The organism is Streptomyces sp. SAS_272 (assembly GCF_052543235.1).
Map to the genome: position 1 here is coordinate 295,606 of NZ_JBMNDR010000002.1, position 14,822 is coordinate 310,427.

The 14,822-nt window shown below is 70.5% G+C and carries 22 protein-coding genes; 1 reads left to right on the forward strand and 21 read right to left on the reverse strand.

What is annotated here, in order from left to right:
• Nucleotides 1-108: 108 nt before the first annotated feature.
• Nucleotides 109-402: an HNH endonuclease gene (locus ACN6LD_RS02975; protein ID WP_445042439.1), complete on the reverse strand. Its 294-nt coding sequence runs from the start codon at nucleotides 400-402 to the stop codon at nucleotides 109-111.
• 63 nt (nucleotides 403-465) lie between these two features.
• Here ACN6LD_RS02975 and ACN6LD_RS02980 point away from each other — a divergent pair, with 63 nt between their 5' ends.
• A complete protein-coding gene (locus ACN6LD_RS02980; protein WP_445042440.1) occupies nucleotides 466-1,023 on the forward strand; it encodes a PH domain-containing protein in 558 nt (185 codons plus the stop codon).
• Nucleotides 1,024-1,259: 236 nt separating this feature from the next.
• Here ACN6LD_RS02980 and ACN6LD_RS02985 read toward each other — a convergent pair whose 3' ends face one another.
• The 20 genes from ACN6LD_RS02985 to ACN6LD_RS03080 form a co-directional block, all read right to left on the reverse strand.
• Nucleotides 1,260-1,460: a hypothetical protein gene (locus tag ACN6LD_RS02985; protein ID WP_445042441.1), complete on the reverse strand. Its 201-nt coding sequence runs from the start codon at nucleotides 1,458-1,460 to the stop codon at nucleotides 1,260-1,262.
• A gap of 121 nt (nucleotides 1,461-1,581) precedes the next feature.
• A complete protein-coding gene (locus ACN6LD_RS02990) occupies nucleotides 1,582-3,774 on the reverse strand; it encodes an FtsK/SpoIIIE domain-containing protein (RefSeq protein ID WP_445042442.1) in 2,193 nt (730 codons plus the stop codon).
• Between the two features lie 84 nt (nucleotides 3,775-3,858).
• Nucleotides 3,859-4,038 (reverse strand): hypothetical protein, encoded by a 180-nt coding sequence (locus ACN6LD_RS02995; RefSeq protein ID WP_445042443.1) that lies wholly within the window; start codon nucleotides 4,036-4,038, stop codon nucleotides 3,859-3,861.
• A 16-nt stretch (nucleotides 4,039-4,054) separates the two neighbouring features.
• The gene (locus ACN6LD_RS03000; protein ID WP_445042444.1) at nucleotides 4,055-4,240 is read right to left on the reverse strand and encodes a hypothetical protein; all 186 of its coding nucleotides are present in this window, start codon (nucleotides 4,238-4,240) and stop codon (nucleotides 4,055-4,057) included.
• 95 nt (nucleotides 4,241-4,335) lie between these two features.
• Complete coding sequence (locus ACN6LD_RS03005) at nucleotides 4,336-4,647, reverse strand: hypothetical protein (RefSeq protein ID WP_445042445.1); 312 nt, start codon at nucleotides 4,645-4,647, stop codon at nucleotides 4,336-4,338.
• Nucleotides 4,644-4,796 carry a hypothetical protein gene (locus tag ACN6LD_RS03010; RefSeq protein WP_445042446.1) on the reverse strand — a complete coding sequence of 51 codons (153 nt, stop codon included), beginning with the start codon at nucleotides 4,794-4,796 and terminating at the stop codon, nucleotides 4,644-4,646. The genes ACN6LD_RS03005 and ACN6LD_RS03010 overlap by 4 nt, the downstream gene beginning before the upstream one ends.
• On the reverse strand, nucleotides 4,793-5,911 hold the full coding sequence (locus ACN6LD_RS03015) for a hypothetical protein (RefSeq protein WP_445042447.1): 1,119 nt from the start codon (nucleotides 5,909-5,911) through the stop codon (nucleotides 4,793-4,795). Before ACN6LD_RS03015 ends, ACN6LD_RS03010 begins: the two co-directional genes overlap by 4 nt.
• A complete protein-coding gene (locus tag ACN6LD_RS03020) occupies nucleotides 5,908-6,288 on the reverse strand; it encodes a DUF6907 domain-containing protein (protein ID WP_445042448.1) in 381 nt (126 codons plus the stop codon). Before ACN6LD_RS03020 ends, ACN6LD_RS03015 begins: the two co-directional genes overlap by 4 nt.
• Nucleotides 6,285-6,614 carry a hypothetical protein gene (locus ACN6LD_RS03025; protein WP_445042449.1) on the reverse strand — a complete coding sequence of 110 codons (330 nt, stop codon included), beginning with the start codon at nucleotides 6,612-6,614 and terminating at the stop codon, nucleotides 6,285-6,287. Before ACN6LD_RS03025 ends, ACN6LD_RS03020 begins: the two co-directional genes overlap by 4 nt.
• Entirely contained in the window at nucleotides 6,611-6,769 is a 159-nt protein-coding gene (locus ACN6LD_RS03030; RefSeq protein WP_445042450.1) for a hypothetical protein, read from the reverse strand. The genes ACN6LD_RS03025 and ACN6LD_RS03030 overlap by 4 nt, the downstream gene beginning before the upstream one ends.
• A 99-nt stretch (nucleotides 6,770-6,868) precedes the next feature.
• Nucleotides 6,869-7,111 carry a hypothetical protein gene (locus tag ACN6LD_RS03035; protein ID WP_445042451.1) on the reverse strand — a complete coding sequence of 81 codons (243 nt, stop codon included), beginning with the start codon at nucleotides 7,109-7,111 and terminating at the stop codon, nucleotides 6,869-6,871.
• Between the two features lie 41 nt (nucleotides 7,112-7,152).
• Nucleotides 7,153-7,788, reverse strand: coding sequence for a hypothetical protein (locus ACN6LD_RS03040; RefSeq protein ID WP_445042452.1), 636 nt, complete (start codon nucleotides 7,786-7,788; stop codon nucleotides 7,153-7,155).
• A complete protein-coding gene (locus ACN6LD_RS03045; RefSeq protein ID WP_445042453.1) occupies nucleotides 7,785-7,985 on the reverse strand; it encodes a hypothetical protein in 201 nt (66 codons plus the stop codon). The genes ACN6LD_RS03040 and ACN6LD_RS03045 overlap by 4 nt, the downstream gene beginning before the upstream one ends.
• On the reverse strand, nucleotides 7,982-8,524 hold the full coding sequence (locus tag ACN6LD_RS03050; RefSeq protein WP_445042454.1) for a hypothetical protein: 543 nt from the start codon (nucleotides 8,522-8,524) through the stop codon (nucleotides 7,982-7,984). The genes ACN6LD_RS03045 and ACN6LD_RS03050 overlap by 4 nt, the downstream gene beginning before the upstream one ends.
• Nucleotides 8,525-8,535: 11 nt before the next feature.
• Entirely contained in the window at nucleotides 8,536-10,161 is a 1,626-nt protein-coding gene (locus ACN6LD_RS03055; RefSeq protein ID WP_445042455.1) for a DEAD/DEAH box helicase, read from the reverse strand.
• Nucleotides 10,162-10,497: 336 nt separating this feature from the next.
• Nucleotides 10,498-13,185 (reverse strand): bifunctional DNA primase/polymerase, encoded by a 2,688-nt coding sequence (locus tag ACN6LD_RS03060; RefSeq protein WP_445042456.1) that lies wholly within the window; start codon nucleotides 13,183-13,185, stop codon nucleotides 10,498-10,500.
• Between the two features lie 83 nt (nucleotides 13,186-13,268).
• Nucleotides 13,269-13,571 carry a hypothetical protein gene (locus tag ACN6LD_RS03065; protein WP_445042457.1) on the reverse strand — a complete coding sequence of 101 codons (303 nt, stop codon included), beginning with the start codon at nucleotides 13,569-13,571 and terminating at the stop codon, nucleotides 13,269-13,271.
• Complete coding sequence (locus tag ACN6LD_RS03070; RefSeq protein WP_445042458.1) at nucleotides 13,568-13,882, reverse strand: hypothetical protein; 315 nt, start codon at nucleotides 13,880-13,882, stop codon at nucleotides 13,568-13,570. Before ACN6LD_RS03070 ends, ACN6LD_RS03065 begins: the two co-directional genes overlap by 4 nt.
• On the reverse strand, nucleotides 13,879-14,109 hold the full coding sequence (locus ACN6LD_RS03075) for a hypothetical protein (protein WP_445042459.1): 231 nt from the start codon (nucleotides 14,107-14,109) through the stop codon (nucleotides 13,879-13,881). Before ACN6LD_RS03075 ends, ACN6LD_RS03070 begins: the two co-directional genes overlap by 4 nt.
• Nucleotides 14,106-14,783 (reverse strand): DUF6907 domain-containing protein, encoded by a 678-nt coding sequence (locus tag ACN6LD_RS03080; protein WP_445042460.1) that lies wholly within the window; start codon nucleotides 14,781-14,783, stop codon nucleotides 14,106-14,108. Before ACN6LD_RS03080 ends, ACN6LD_RS03075 begins: the two co-directional genes overlap by 4 nt.
• Nucleotides 14,784-14,822 lie beyond the last annotated feature (39 nt).

A 14,822-nucleotide genomic window follows, 5' to 3' on the forward strand; every position in this document is an offset into this window, starting at 1 on the left:
GGGGGGAGAAAAATAAAAGCTGGGCGCGGGGTTGCGATATGTCCGATTTCTAAAAGATCTTGGGAGATCCCGGGAGGTCGGAGATCGATGTGCCTTTGACCTGCGGGTTTACGGTCCGGCGAACCAGTCGACCGACGTGCGGAGCTGAACCACGTCGGTGAGTGGTCGGTCGCCCTTCTCGCTGTTGCACTTCCGCAGGCAGACGGGGCAGCCGGCTACGCCGTGGATGGGGGCGAGGTTGTCGGGGTCGCGGCGGGCGCCGCCTTTGCTGACGGGGATGACGTGGTCGGCCGCGTCGGATCCGCTGTGGCCGCAGACGATGCAGACGTCGGACGCGGCGAGGAGGCGGGCACGCATCTGTCTGAACTCGTAACTGGTGAGCTCGTCCCGATCTGTGGCCACATCATCCCCTCGACGTCCAGGCGGTCGGTACGATCCGTCCACCTATGCAGGAGGGGGGACGTCATGGTGGCGTTCAACGTGCGGCCGGACATCGACGCGGCGGCCGAGAAGCTGTCCAGCTCGTTCGGCGCGAAGCGAGAGATCCAGAAGCTTCCCGAGGTGCTGTGGGAGGGCGAGACGGTCGAGATCCTCGCCACCGGCATCTACGGCAAGGGCAACGGGCTGCTCGCGATGACGAACCAGCGCCTCGTCTTCTACTTCCACGGGGTCATGTCCCAGAAGGTGGAGGACTTCCCCTACGCCAAGATCAGCTCTGTTCAGTGGGCGGGCGGCATGCTGATGGGCACGCTGACCGTCTTCACGTCGGGCAACAAGGCGGAGATCAAGCAGGTGCCGAAGGATCAGGGGAAGGCGCTGGCCGATGCGCTGCGCCAGCGGATCTCTGCAGGATCGGCGCCTGCTGGACCGCCAGTCGCTCCGGCCCCCGTCGCGGCGGCTGCTCCCGCGCCGGCGCAGGACATCGCGAGCAGGTTGGCCACGCTGGACCAGTTGCGGGCGCAGGGGCTCGTCTCCGACGAGGAGTACGCGCAGCGGCGGACTCAGATTCTCGACAGCCTGTAGGGCTGGCACGGCGAAGCCCCGGCCGGGGGGACCGAGCCGGGGCTTCGCCGTGAGTCTGAAAGGGTCCCGGCTGCTCTCCGCGACGAGCGTTGCGCCGGGCCCAGGCTTGGCCGTTGCCCGCGGATCGCGGTCTGGGGCTTCGGACCTCGTGTGCTTCGGTCTGGCCGAAGCGGTCTGTGGTGCCGGTTGAGGGCACAGTTGTACACGCGGATCGTGACATGTTGCCTGACCTGCGGTCAAGCAACCTTGGCCGGGGGGCGCTTCGCGGCGATGGCTGCGACGTCGGCGGCCGTGTACCAGGGCTGGCGTTCGGTGCCGCCGGAGCGGGTGAGCCGGCCGCGTTGGACGAGCTTGCGGACACCGCCGAGGGTGATGCCGAGGACGCGGGCGGTCTGGTGTGCGGTGAGGTGGCCGGGCCGGATGTTCTGCGACTCCATGCCTTCCATGATGCGCTCTGACCGCTGCCCGGGGGCGCGATCAGGCCCCCTCTACGGGCATTACTTCGCAGGTGGGGGCCCTCTACCAAGGTCACTACCCGGGTAGCGGGCCCCCTCTACATCAGGGCCCTTCCGGGGCCGGTCCGTCGCGGGTGTCCGTAGCGGGGTTCGTAGAGGGGTCGGCCTCTACCCGTCGTGCGGCGAGGAGGAGTTCGGCGGGCACGGCGGCCTCGAGGTCGGCCCGCCGGTAGCCGGCCAGGTTCTTCCCTTCGACCTTCACCTGCTTCGTGGTCCGGTCGACGCCCGCGGCCTCGAGCTCGGCGGCCAGGCGCTCGGCGTCGAAGTCGCCGTAGCGGTCCTCGTCGACGTTCACGAGCCGGTCGAGGAGGACGACCGTGTGCATGCGGTCGGTGTGCCGCATCACGTCGAGGCAGTCGGACAGCACCGGCGCGATGGTGACGCCGGCCTCGTCGGCCGCGGAGGTGACGTCTCCGACGGCGTCGCCGGTGAGCTGCTGGTGCTTGACGCGCAGGGCGCGGCCGCGCTGGCACAGTTCGGAGAATCCGGGCCCGTCGAGGAAGTCGGCCCGCACCGTCACGAAAGACGCCGGGCCGGTGACGAGGACGCCCGTACCGCGGTGGTCCTCGGACAGCACGGACGCGTCGGCCCCCTGCGCGGCCTTGCCCTTGCCGAGCACCATGTCCGAGCTGGTCTGGTCGACGACCTGCGTGCAGTACCGCAGGGTGATGATCTCCCGCAGCTTCGTCGGCACCGACTCGGCGTCGGGGCGCTGGCTCGCGAAGTTGCAGACGAAGCCGGCGGCCGGACCGCGGCGGGCGATGCGGCACAGGTCGTTGATGACCTGGTCACGGTCGTCCTTGTCCATGGCGGTGAAGTACTCCTGCAGCTCGTCGATCGTGACGAAGATGATCGGCACGTTGTACTTCTCGACGATGGCCGGGGTCAGCTTGCCCTCAGGGCAGATGGACACGGGCAGGCCGCGCAGCAGCACGAACCGGCGCTCCATCTCCGCCAGCAGCTCCTTCAGCATCGCCTTCAGCGCCTCGACGGCGTCGTCCTCGGCGCCCATGACCAGCCGGTGCGCGACCGCCTTCATCGGCATCCAGTCGGCGCCGCCCTTGCCGTCGGCGACGTAGTGCCGCACGAACGGGTCGAGGAGGCCGGCGGCGGTCATCAGGCGCTGCGTGAACGTCTTGCCGCGCCGGGGCAGCCCGCCGAAGAACAGGGACTGCCACATGACCGGCACGGTGATCCGGTTGCCGCGGGCGTCCTGCCCGAACGGGATCGGGTCCCACACGGAGAACGTCTCGGCCTTGACCAGCGGCGACGGGTTCGGCGTGCCGAGGTAGGGGTCGTCGTCGGCGACCCACATGCTCATACGGCCCGCGTTGCCGCCGGCCGCCGCACGGACCCGGGAGGCGATGACCTGGATCTCGTCGACGCCGAGCTCGGCGGCGATCGCCGTGCGCTTGGCGAGGACGTCGGCCGCCGTCTTCCCGCCGCCCTTGGGCAGGTCGAAGATGACGGCCCATCCGTTGCCGTCGCGGACCGGACCCATCACGCAGGTGACGCGCGGCCCCTCGTCGTCGCCCTTGCCCTGCTTGAGCAGGCCGGCGGCACGCAGGGCGTCGTTGAGCTGCTGGGCGGACATGTCGACGCGGAGCGGCGGGGTCGGGTTGTCGAGGAGCTGGGCGTCGTCGCCGCGCCCGAGGTAGGCGAGCGGAATCGCGGCGGCAAGGGTCATGCCGGTCTGCAGGAGCGGGGCGGCCAGCTGGAAGCCGACGGCGACGGCGACGACGGCGACGGCGGCCGTGCCGAAGCGCCAGCGGCGGGCCGTGGTCCGCTCACGGTGCAGCACCGCGTACTGCACGGCGAGTTCGACGTTCTCGGGCTTCGCCTTGCACATCGCACGCAGCGCCTTCACGGCCGCGCTGCGGTCCTGGGCGGTCAGGGTCGGCCACAGGCCGCGGGCGCCGCGCCAGGCCCCCTTGGTGGCGAGGTATGCGAGCCGGAACGCGTACTTGGGGACGCGCAGCAGGTGGTAGCGCGAGTGCCACCACGACAGCCGGCAGAAGGCGGCCGTGTTGGCTTTCAGGGAGGCCGCCGAGCGGGCCCACACGGGCAGGATCGGCGCGTCCGGCACGGTCAGCCAGTCGGCGAGCGGGTTGTCGGCGCGGTCGACGGCCTCGACGACGTCTTCCTCGACGGCGGCCCGCGGCTCGGGGGCGAACTTGAGCAGGCTCACCTGAGGCTTGGCGTGCCCGTTGATCCGCTCGGGGATGGTGTCGGTCATGCTGGTGGTTCCTTCTCTCTGCGGAGGGACGGGAGGCCCGGGGCGGCCGGCTTCCTTGGCCGGGTGACGGCCGCCCCGGGCGGTCTACTTGCCGTTGGCGATGCGCTTGCGGGCCTTGTCGTAGACGGCCTCGACGCGGCGGTCTACGGCCGGGGTGCCGCTGGCTCCGCGGAGCATCTGCCAGCCGCCGCGCAGGTCAGCGCGCAGGACCGCCCGCTTCTCGGCGGCGTTCAGGTCGTCCCAGGCGACGTCGTTGTTGGCCATCGGGTGTCCTTCCGGGTCAGCGGTGGCGGAGGATCCGGCCGAGGAGGCTGCTGACCTCGTCGGTGCGGTCGACGACCTTCCCCGAGTCGAGGCGGTCGGCGTAGGTCTCGAGGCGGTTGGCTTGCTGCTCGTTGCCGCGGGCGCGGACGGTGTCGGCGGCCTGTCGTGCCTTCTCGGCCTGCTTCTTCATGCGGTCGCTCATGGGGTTCCTCCTTCGTTGCGGGCCGGGCTGTCCGGCCCCACCGCACCCCCGCTACTGCGTCATTTGACGCAGTAGGCGGAGGACGGAAGGGCAGGTCAGCGGCCCTTCTGGAAGTCGCGCCACAGCGAGCGCAGGACGAGGGCGAGGATCGCTACGGACACGGCGCCGATGGCGACCGCGACCGCGAACAGCGAGGCGACCAGGCCGCCCGCGATCCCGAGGCCGCCGATCGTCCACCACTTGCGGGCGTCGAACTTCGAGGCGGGCGCGGGCGGCGGGGCAACCGCCTCCCGCTGGGCGGTGGCGGCCTTCGCGAGCTCCACCGCGGCCAGGGCCAGCTGTACGGCGACGGAGTCCACCTCGGCGGCCCGGACGGCTGCCTCTGCCTTCTCGACGGCGTCGCTCACCGAGCCCACCCCCCGATGCGGCGGGCGATGCGCGGCCACAGGATGATGCCGGCGGCCGCGGCGAGGATGGGGGGCTGCGCGACGGCGCCGAGCAGCGGCGGGTAGGCGACGAGGAGACCGAGGACGGCCCCGAAGGCGAGGCGCATCATGCGTATCCGCCTTCCATCGGCTTGGCCGGAGGCTGAGGCTGCGGCTTCTTCGCGGCCCGGGAAAGCGCCGTGCGGATGTACGGCTCGTCGACCACCAGGCGGCGGGTGTGCTCGAGGTGCTCGGCGATCGTCCGTGGTGATGCGTCCGCGCCGAGGGCTGCTGCGGCTTCCTCGACCGCGCCCTGCAAGTTCACGGCGGGCAGGGCTGTGACCTGCTGATGCGTGGTCGCATCAGGTCGCTCGACGGTGTACTCCGAGGGCTGCTCGCCGAGGACGAGGGCGACGACGACGGGGTCGACGTGGACGCCGTAGGTGCTGAGGATCGCGGCGAGCTCGACCGGCGGCGCATCAGGTCGCGCATCAGCTGCGAACCGGATCGCGTCGCCCGGGTCCATGTCGGCGAACCGGGCCCGCAGGACGTCCGTCGCGGACACAGCCCGGACCGGCTCGGCGGGACCGGCCGACTGCTCGGCGGCTGGTCCGCCGTACATGGCGGCGAGGGCCGCATCAGCTCCCTCGCGGACGCGGACTCGCTGGACGTCGACCAGGCCGGCGCCGAGTTCGGTGTCGCCCACACCGACGTAGCGGGCGAGTCTCCAGTACCGGCGCACGGCGAGCTTGCGTCGCCACTCGCCGGGGTGCTCGTTGGCGACGGCCCGGTGGTAGGCGAGCTGTCGGGCGGCGTCGGCGTTGCGGCGGATCACTTCGGCGTCCAGGCCGGTGCGGTAGACGACGACGCTGCGAGCGATCAGCCCGAGGCCCTCGGCGGCGCCGGACATGGCGAGCGGGGTGACCGCGTACACGGCCGCCTCGCGGGCGTCTCCGGCGATGGCCAGGCCGATGCCGGACGCGGAGAGCGGGGCGAGCCACATGCCGCCCCGGACGACGGTCGGGGAGGCCTGGCCGAGCATCGTCCGCCCCAGCATGATCAGGGCCAGGATCAGGGTGAGTCCCTCGCCTGCGGCGACGATGCCGGCGGCGGTGGCCTGCCGGTGGAACGCGGTCACGGCGTTGGTGTAGGTGCCCCATGCGCCGACACCGCCGACGAGGGTCATGGCGACCGCGGCCGCGCCGAGGACGACGGCTTGGCCTTGGGTGAGTTCGCGGGTGTTCATCGGCCCTCGCTCTCGCGGACGCGCTGCAGCTCGCCGGCGAGCCGGTCGAGGACGTCGCAGTGGGCGCGCACGGTGGCGGTGAACTCGTGGACACCGTTCGGGTCGAGGTTGATGATGTCGCCGCCGACCTCGATCGCCAGGAGCGGCAGGGGCTCGGGGGCCAGTTCGGAGTACGGGGCCTGGGAGATCCAGGCGGTGAGGAAGTCGGAGAGGCCGCGCCGGATCTCGACGGAGGCGGAGACCTCGGGCCCGTTGTGGGTGATGTCCGTCTTGTATTGGGCGCGGTCGTCGTGTCCGGCGCACCAGTCGGGTTCGTCGATCTCCAGGCTCTTGGTGACGAAGACGTTGACCTGCACGGTGCGGGGCTCGGTGCTCACTGGGCCTCCCCGCCGGGGAGGGTGACGGCCTCGGACCAGGTGGCGCCTGCGTCGAGGGCGGCGTGCGCCTGGTCGGCGGTGACGTATCCGGCGACGGGGTGCTCGGCGAGGCGCTCGCGCAGGTACTTCGCGCTCCAGGCGAGGCCGAGGGCGGGGCCGTCGTCGAGGAGGTTGCGGAGGGTGATCCTGGCGTGGACGACGCGGGTGGCGAGGAGGCGGTCGTGTACCTCGGAGCCGCCGGTGGTGGCCGGGTGGGGGAGGTCGATCGCTTCGAGGACGGCGGTGAGGAGGTCGCGGACGTCGTCGGCGAGGGCGGGAGTGGTCACCGGGCCACCGCCTTGCGGATGGTGCCGGTGACGCCGGTCGGGGTGACGCGCACGGTGAGGGTGCGGCCTGAGGTCCGGCGGATGATCCCGGCGGCGATGAGGCGCCGGGACGGGGAACTTGCGGGCAGATCTGCCCGCAGGGAAAGATCGGTCATGCCGACTCCTGGGTTCATCAGGATGTTCGGTAGAGGGTCGGGCGGTGCGATCGCCCCGGGCGCGCCAACGCCTGGGAGCTGCTGTCCGGCCCTCGCTGTCTATTCGGTTGTGGCGGCGTCCGGGTCGGGCGCCTTCTTGCGGTCGTGCTTCTTGAGCGCCTTGTCGACGGCGTTCCAGCTCCGGCCGAGGACACGGGCGACCTCGGCGACGGAGCCGAGTTCCTTCACACCGTCGCGAAGGGCTTTGGCTCGTCGTGTGGCGGACTCGGAGACGAGGCGGTTGAGCTGCGCCAACAGCTCTTCCTCCTCGTGGACCCGATCCCGCCAGGGCTTCGGTTCCATCGCTACTACCGTAGTCCAACCCCGGGTTGGATTCAAGATGGTCATGCCGATGCCTTCGGCTGGTAGTGCCGGAGCAGGAGGAGATCCTGCTCCGTCCGGTACGCCGTCCCGCACCACCGGCACCGCACCGGACCGCCCGGCAGCCGGGACAGCACCGCGCCGCACACCGTGCCCGCGTCGTCCGTCACCGCCACGCACAGCCCGAGCCGCTGCGGCCGCGGCGGCGGCTCGCCCACGATCGACAGCGCGGCACCCTCCATCTCCCGCACCTCCAGGGCGAGGTCGCCGGCCGCCGGATACCCGGCCGCGATCCACTCCAGTTCCATCCCCAGCCACCGGCACGCGACCGTCACCCGCCGGTCCATGCCGCCCTCGACGGGCGGCGCCCCGTGGTCGGGCCAGCGCACCCGCTGTACGTCCGCCCGCCAAGACTCCAGGACGAGGGCGATGCCGCCCTGTCGGAGGTCGATGACGTCCACGTTGAGGGGCGACCGTGAGCCGGCCGGGCCGGACGAGACGTGCTCGCCGAACCCGGACCGGCGCGGGACCAGGTGCACGGCCAGCTCCTCGAACAGGGCGGGCAGACGCTCCAGCCGCCCGGCGAGCGCGAGGGTGTCCCGCTCGCAGAGGTAGCCGTGCTCGAGGTCGCGGTCACACAGTCCGCAGCTGGCGCTCATACCCGGCTCCGGTGCTGCAGCTGGTAGAGGCGGAGGCTGTTGAGGTACTGGTCGCCGCGGGCCTGCTTCGCGGCGACCCGGGCGCGGACGGCGGCACGCTGCGCGTCCTTGCTGGCCCAGTAGGCGTGCAGGAGGTTCATCCCCTGGCCGCCGAGGGCGATGCCGCTGCAGAGCATCAGGATCTCGTTGTCACTCATGCCGCGAGTCCTTCCGTGTCGGGCCACTGGCATCCATCGAGGCCGCGGCGGTGGGTGTCGGGGACGACGGCGAGCGGCCAGCCCAGGTGGTGCAAGCCCATCGCGAGAAGGGTGTACGCGTCGGCCTGGTCGTAGCGGCCGGGCCCGTCGCAGTCGACGCGGTAGCGGGTGCGCACGGCGTCGCGCACCTCGCCCTTGGAGCCGGAGCCCTTGCCGGTGGCGTATAGGGCGCGGCAGGACGGGGGGATGACGGCGTAGGGGATGCCGCGCCGCCAGCAGGCGTGGCGGACCATGACGCGGAGTCCGGCGAGGTCCTCGTGCCGGTGAGCGACCCCGCCGCCGAACGAAGGGCCTTCGATCACCACCAGGGCGGCGCCGCCGATGTGCTCGGTGACGCGGTCGACGATGAACGCGAGCCTCGGGTGTCCGCGCAGGCCGGCGCGGGGGCGGATGGTGTCGGTCCAGCCCTCCCCGGCGACGCCCGTGCAGGTGAGGCTGACGTCCAGCCCGACCACCTTAGGGACGGTTGCCCTCCGCATCAGCTCCTCCTTCATGCTGCGGCCCTGACGCTGATCCGGTTGAGGATCGTCGTGAACTGATGGATGGCCTGGAGGTCAGAGACCTCGCCAGCGCTGCTGCCGTAGGGGACCTGGATGCCCTTCATGCGGCAGTAGGTGAGCTGCTTGGCGCTGGCCGGCCGGTCCCTCCAGGCGGCGGCGCGGGTGGCAAGCCACCGGCTGCCCATCGCGCGGGCCTGGTGCTCCAGCCACGCCTTCGCGGCCGAGAGAGGCAGGGGCACGTCGTTCTTCGGTCCGACGATGCCGTTGACGGCGTCGAACCGGCGGAGCCAGTACGTCCGGTCGGCCGGGTTACGGACCAGGAAGACGTACACGGCATCGGTGACGGGGATGAACCACACCCCGGAGTCCGTCTTCAGCCAGCGCACAGACGACCCGTGGAACAGGTCGATCTCCTCGACCTGAATCCGGGAGAGGTCCAGCTTGCGCTTCACCTTCTCATCGGCCTCCCGCACGGCCTCGCGAAGGGTCTGCTCCTCGTCCTGCATGACGACGTCGCGGCCGGTGAGGTCGACGATCGAGGCCAGTTTGTGGCGGGTGGAGGCGCCCATCACGTCGAGGATCAGGGCGTCCTTCTTACCCTCGTGCAGGCGCAGGCCACGACCGGCCATCTGGCAGTACAGGCCCGCCGACTTCGTAGGCCGGGCGATCACCACGCACGACGTCCACGGCGCATCGAAGCCTTCCGTGAGCACCATGCAGTTCGTGAGGACTTGGACGTCGCCGCGCTTGTACTTTTCCAACGCGGCCGCACGGTCGTCGCGAGACATGTCACCCCAGACTGCGGCGGCCGGTATCCCTGCGGCGGTGAAGGCCTCCGCCATGGACTGCGCGGTGTCGACGGTCGGGGTGAAGACCACGCCGGGACGGCCGCCCGCATGTTGCCGGTACGCCTCCGCCACAATCTTGGGTGCGCCGGAGTCGTCGAGGGCCTGCCCGAGCTGGCCTTCCTGGAGGTCGCCGTTGCGGGTCTTCACCGCGTCGAGGTCCAGGCCGTCGACGATGACGCGCTTGCCGCGGACGTCGCACAGGTAGCCGTCTTCGATCATCTCCAGGATGTCGAGGGTGAAGACGACCTCTTCCCAGACTTCGGCGAGGCCGCCGTCGGCGCGGGTCATGGTCGCGGTGAAGCCGGCCACGGGCACGCCGTCCCATGCGCCGAAGTGGCGAAGCACGGCTATGTAGGTGCGGGCGGCTGCGTGGTGGCATTCGTCGACGATGATCAGGCCGATGTCGCTGATGGCGTTGCGGCGGCGCTCGACGGCGAGGGTCTGGATCGAGGCGACGATGACGTCGACGTCCTGGTGTTCGTCGCGCTCGGCTTTGACCACGCCCACCCGCAGATCGGGGCGGACGGCACGGATCTTGTCGGCGGCCTGCTGGATCAGTTCCTCGCGGTGGGCGATGACCAGGCCGCGCCGGCCGTTCAGGTCGTCGAGCATCTGGCTGATGAGGTTGGCGAAGACGACGGTCTTACCCGCTCCGGTCGGCAGGACGACGGCGAGCCGGTTGTTCAGCCCGGTCCAGCCGGCGGTGAGCGCCTTGATGGCCTCCAGCTGGTACGGGCGGGGCTTGAACGTCTCGGGCGTATCAGACATGACGGTCACCTCGGTTCGGCATTGCGGGGATGTGCGGGGTTCCTGCGGGGATCTCTGCGGGGATGGCGCCCCGAATCCAAACCGGCTCTGAGCTGGCGTTAAGCAGGGATTGCGGGGTTCTCCGGAATGTTTTGGAGGTCTTCGCATATAGAGACCGAAGGTTTTTTGAGTGACGCACTGCACCGTGTGTTGCACACGATGCGTGTGGTGCGTTCCCTATATGGGTGAGGGAGCGCCACTCCCCGCAATTCCCCGCAACCCCGTGTACACGCAGGTCAGGGCCGCCTTTGGCGCTGCGGGTAAACCCCGCGGATTGCGGGGTTCTCCTCGCCGCGGTCACCGCTCAGCCCGCCCGGTGCCCTTGTCGACGTGCTGCTCGACGCGCCAGGTGTTCTGCTTGAGGTGGCTGTCGTAGACCAGGACGACCTTGAGGTCTTCGAAGTAGCGGCCCTGCCGTGCCTTCAGCCAGTGGCCGAGCTGCTTCCCGGACGGCAGGTCACCGTTGTGCAGCTGCGGCACGGTGTCCTTCAGGCCGAGCAGAGCCTTCGTGGTGACGGGCTCAGTGCCGATCCTCTGGTGCCAGTCCGTCAGGAAGGCGGCCCACTCTTGGGCTTCGTCGTCCAGTGCCGTGCTGGCCTCACCGCGGTTGGCGAGCCAGCCGGGCACCTTCAGGTAGTCGAGGATGCCGGCGATGGTGGAGGCCCATCGCGAGTAGTCGCCCATGCGGGTGTTGATGGTCTTGGCGCCGGCCGCGAGCCAGCCGCGCACGATCGTGACGAGGGCGGCGACGACGGTGGACGCGTTGGTCTCAAGCCAGTTGCGGAGGTCTCCCACGGTGAAGTTGTCGCGCTGGTCCGGGTTGGGGCAGTCCGGGTCCAGGCGAACCCAGAGGGTGCGGCGGAGGTTGTCCCCGCCGGTGCGCAGGTTGTTGCCAGTCAGCACCCACAGCCTGTCGTTGGGCATGGTGACGCTGCTGGTGCTGCCGAGGAGGCGGTCGCTCCAGGTGGCACCCGTTACGAGGGACGACAGGATGGGGCTCTTGATGATGTGCCCGTTGGGCAGGTTGTCCATGGCGATGATGGGGTCGCCGCAGTCCCACATCTTGGCCGTGATGGCCTTGCGGAGTTCGGCGTCGTTCTCGGCCCACGGCGTCTCGGCCAGCCCGTACAGGCTTCCGAACACGTCCTTCAGGAGGGTCTTGCCGGAGGCCTGCGAGGTGCCCGTGATGACGACAAGCGGCGTCGGCCCGGGAACGTAGGGCCGGATGATCGGCGAAAGGAGCGCGCCGAGGTACTGGGCGCGGTCGGAGTCGTCGACGAACGGAAAGTCGGCGAGCATCTGGTTCAGAACGATGTCCTTCGCCCGCTGCACAGCCTCGTCGCTGACCTGCGGGGCCAGTCTCCGCAGCGGGATCCGGGGGTGGAGATAGAGGCCGGTGGCCCGGTCGTAGCCGGGGGACTGGACCAGGGTTCCGTCTGGGCGGACGACGGGTGACGTGACGATTCCCCTGAGGGGGAGCAGCGGCCAATCCTTTCGGCCGAGGATCGTGCCGCAGGTCTTGGGCATGAACAGCTCGCGGACTTCCTTGGTGCCCTCGGTGAACGGGTCTCTGACGACCTGGAAGGTGGTGACGTGGTCGGCGAGGTAGGCGCGCAAGTTGTCCGTGCCGAGCTGCTTGACGAGCGGGTTGCCCTGGTCGTCTTCGTACACCCAGCACGGGCCGCTCGACCGCTTGTACAGGCCGGGGAGTTGCTCGGCGGTCATGATGCCGAGCAGCCCGTCGATGGCGTCGGCCTCGTTGGTGATGTCCAGCTCGGGCTTGGAGGTGACGATCCTGAGGCCCGGACCCGCTGGGGCTTCGTGGTCGTCCGGGATGCCGTCGGGGGCGAGAGCGGAAGAGCCGTCGGTGAAGGGCCCGGACTGTTGGACAGCGGGGCGCACGCGCTCGCGGTGCGGTGCGGAGCCGAAGCCTCGAAGCCGCAGGTTGGCGGCCGCCCGCTTGAACGCGCTGTTGCTCGTGCTGCCTTCGGTGAGCAGCGTGTGAGCGGCGAACTTGTCGTAGGGCACCTCGGCCTCGAACACCGTGGAAGTGCTGAAGACGAAGAGGCGGTCGCGATCTTTGGCGTGGCCGGTGGTCGCGGAGATGCCGCGGTTCTTCCCCTTGCGCCGCCAGTACGTGGTTGAGCCGCGGGTGAACACCGGATCGAACTCGTCGCCGATGATGTCCGGCCAGTCGACCTTGTTCTCGAAGTCTTCGCCGGGGCGAACGACACCGGCGGGCAGTTCGCGCTTCGGCCGCGGGGCGGTCTTCGCCCTCTCCTCGGAGGGCAGGCTGTCGAGCATTCGGCAGACGTCGCGGATCGCGTCCATGGTGTCCGCGTCGATGGTGGGGATGCTGCCCGGTCCGCCGGCGAGCCGGAGGTAGGGCTTGCCGCTGGGGTGGACGGTGCCGCCGGATGGTTCGACGAGCCCGTATCCGCCCTCGCCGCGGGTCTCGATCTGAACGCGGACGATGCGAGCGTTGGGTTTTTCGCGGAGCCGCTGCTTCTCCTCGGGGGTGTACTCGTCTTCGCGGGCCAGCCGGGATGCGAGCTTGGTGTTCCCGGGGACGTCGCCGTCGACGACGCGGGCGCGGTAATGCCTGCCGCCGGAGGGGGACTCGGAGGCCCAGCCGTTGAGGATGGCGTGCCATCCCTCGCCGAGTCCGGAGGCCTCCATGATCTCGGTGAGCTCTTCGAGGATGCCGTCGCGGATAGCGTGGCCTTCGAGCTCGATCATCTCGATGTTGCCGGAGACCGCGCCGTAGACGACGGCGATGCCGCGTCGGCGGCCTCCGCCGAACCACTGATCGTGTTCGGCGGGGGTCGATCGCTGGACCTTGTAGGGGGTCCAGGTGCGGACGTCGGCGGCCTTGCTTCCGTCCGCCTTGATGGGCAGGACACACAGGCCGGCGTCGTCCAACTCGCGGGCTGCTGCCCGGAGGTCGGGCGGCTGTTCTTCTGCCGGACTGGAGAGGTTGTTCACGAACGTGTCCCTTGTGCTGGGTCTGGTTGTGGTCCGTGAGCGCCGGGGGGCGGGCGGGGGGAGTGCCCGCCCCCGGCGGGTCCTCAGCCGGTGCCTCCGTGGAACCGGGCCACGAGCTCGATCGCGTCGTCGAGGTGCCCTTCGCAGACGGGGATGTCGCGGCGGACCGGGGTCCCGTCGTGGATGCGGAGGATGGACCCGGCCGGCTTCGGGCAGCCGCCGCAGCGGTGGTCCTTGAAGTCGGCGAGGGTGCAGTCGCACCAAGAGCACTGTTCGCCGTTGGGGAAGTCGTTGACGACGGCGACGGTGCGCCCGTCGGCGGCGACGTCCCGGGCGGTCGCCAGCGCCTGGTCGGACCAGAACGTCTGATTCGGAGTACGGGTCACGGCCGGCCTTCCTTCTTGGCGACGGCGGCCTGGGCCGCGCGGTAGACGTGGGGACTGGACCGGCGCCTGCCGGAGGCGATGGCCCGCTCGTCGAACACGGCGGACGCGGACAACGGGGAGTGCGTGGTCCAGGCGGCGGCGGGCCAGCCGGGGCCGGGCGGAATCTCGGGAAGACCCTTGAGCGCGTTCGGGGTGTGGGCCGGACACCGGCGGCCCGGGAGGTACAGGCGGACGCCGTCGTCCGCCTTGCAGTACCGGCGTTCGGCGCCGATCCAGTGGCCGCACTCGGGGCGCGGCTTCTCGGCGGTCAAGCTGCCACCCGCCGATCCTGCGGCGCGTGGAACGCTGTGCGAATGATCGCCTTCTGCTCCATCGTGAGCGGGGGAGCCGCGTCAGCGTTGGCGATCACGCGCGCCCAGTAGGCGTCATTTCGGGCGTCGTCGGCGAAGCGGCGGGGCCGGTCGTGTCGGGCCGGGCGGCCGGGGATGTCCACGAGCTGCACACCCCCGGCCGAAACGGTCGAGGTCGAGGCCGTCACGCCGCCGCCCCAGTGATCCGCTGGATGCGCCGCGCCTCGGCCTCCTCGTGGGCCGCCGCGATCTCCGGGTCGCCCTCGAAGTCGTCCTCGGCGATCTCGTCGGCCTGGTCGCACACGGCCTCCAGCTCGGCCGCGAAACCGCGCAGGGCCTCCAGCACCTGCCGGGTGCGGGCGGGGGTGAGCTCGGCGAGCTGGACGCCGTACCCCAGCAACACCCGGGTTTCCCGGCCGTATGCCTGCTGCTTGTCGTTCATGACGACGGTCTCGGCGGTCAGCCAGGGCTGGTCATCGCCGCCGGTGCCGAGGTCGGTGGTGCGGAGTTTGGTCGCGACCGGGCCGGCACTGTGGAACTCGGGGGCGGCCGAGTCGGTGTGGTCGTTGATGCACCAGGGGGTGCAGTTCCAGCGGAGCATCCACTCGGTGCCGCGCTCGGCGCCGGTGAGGGGCGCGGGCGGCTTGCACAGTTCGGCGATCATGGTCTCGGCGAACTCGGCGGCCAGCTCCGGGGTGTACATCTTCGGGATGGCGGTCCGCATGGACTGGTCGACGGCCCCGGGCAGGACTGCGATGACTCTTTCGAGGCTCGCGTCGAGGATGCGCTTCGTCATCTCGTCGGCGGTGCTGATGGTTGTGCTGGTCGACGCCGTCGTTGCCGTCGTGGCACTGTTGGACATGAGGATCCTTTCGCAGCGGCGTTTGGGGGCGGCCTGGCA

Excerpts from the sequence above, each read along its gene's own strand:
- ACN6LD_RS02980 (WP_445042440.1), top strand. The coding sequence starts at position 466 with ATGGTGGCGTTCAACGTGCGGCCGGACATCGACGCGGCGGCCGAGAAG.
- ACN6LD_RS02985 (WP_445042441.1), bottom strand. The coding sequence starts at position 1,460 with ATGGAGTCGCAGAACATCCGGCCCGGCCACCTCACCGCACACCAGACC.
- ACN6LD_RS02990 (WP_445042442.1), bottom strand. The coding sequence starts at position 3,774 with ATGACCGACACCATCCCCGAGCGGATCAACGGGCACGCCAAGCCTCAG.
- ACN6LD_RS02995 (WP_445042443.1), bottom strand. The coding sequence starts at position 4,038 with ATGGCCAACAACGACGTCGCCTGGGACGACCTGAACGCCGCCGAGAAG.
- ACN6LD_RS03000 (WP_445042444.1), bottom strand. The coding sequence starts at position 4,240 with ATGAGCGACCGCATGAAGAAGCAGGCCGAGAAGGCACGACAGGCCGCC.
- ACN6LD_RS03010 (WP_445042446.1), bottom strand. The coding sequence starts at position 4,796 with ATGATGCGCCTCGCCTTCGGGGCCGTCCTCGGTCTCCTCGTCGCCTAC.
- ACN6LD_RS03015 (WP_445042447.1), bottom strand. The coding sequence starts at position 5,911 with ATGAACACCCGCGAACTCACCCAAGGCCAAGCCGTCGTCCTCGGCGCG.
- ACN6LD_RS03030 (WP_445042450.1), bottom strand. The coding sequence starts at position 6,769 with ATGACCGATCTTTCCCTGCGGGCAGATCTGCCCGCAAGTTCCCCGTCC.
- ACN6LD_RS03035 (WP_445042451.1), bottom strand. The coding sequence starts at position 7,111 with ATGGAACCGAAGCCCTGGCGGGATCGGGTCCACGAGGAGGAAGAGCTG.
- ACN6LD_RS03040 (WP_445042452.1), bottom strand. The coding sequence starts at position 7,788 with ATGAGCGCCAGCTGCGGACTGTGTGACCGCGACCTCGAGCACGGCTAC.
- ACN6LD_RS03045 (WP_445042453.1), bottom strand. The coding sequence starts at position 7,985 with ATGAGTGACAACGAGATCCTGATGCTCTGCAGCGGCATCGCCCTCGGC.
- ACN6LD_RS03050 (WP_445042454.1), bottom strand. The coding sequence starts at position 8,524 with ATGCGGAGGGCAACCGTCCCTAAGGTGGTCGGGCTGGACGTCAGCCTC.
- ACN6LD_RS03055 (WP_445042455.1), bottom strand. The coding sequence starts at position 10,161 with ATGTCTGATACGCCCGAGACGTTCAAGCCCCGCCCGTACCAGCTGGAG.
- ACN6LD_RS03080 (WP_445042460.1), bottom strand. The coding sequence starts at position 14,783 with ATGTCCAACAGTGCCACGACGGCAACGACGGCGTCGACCAGCACAACC.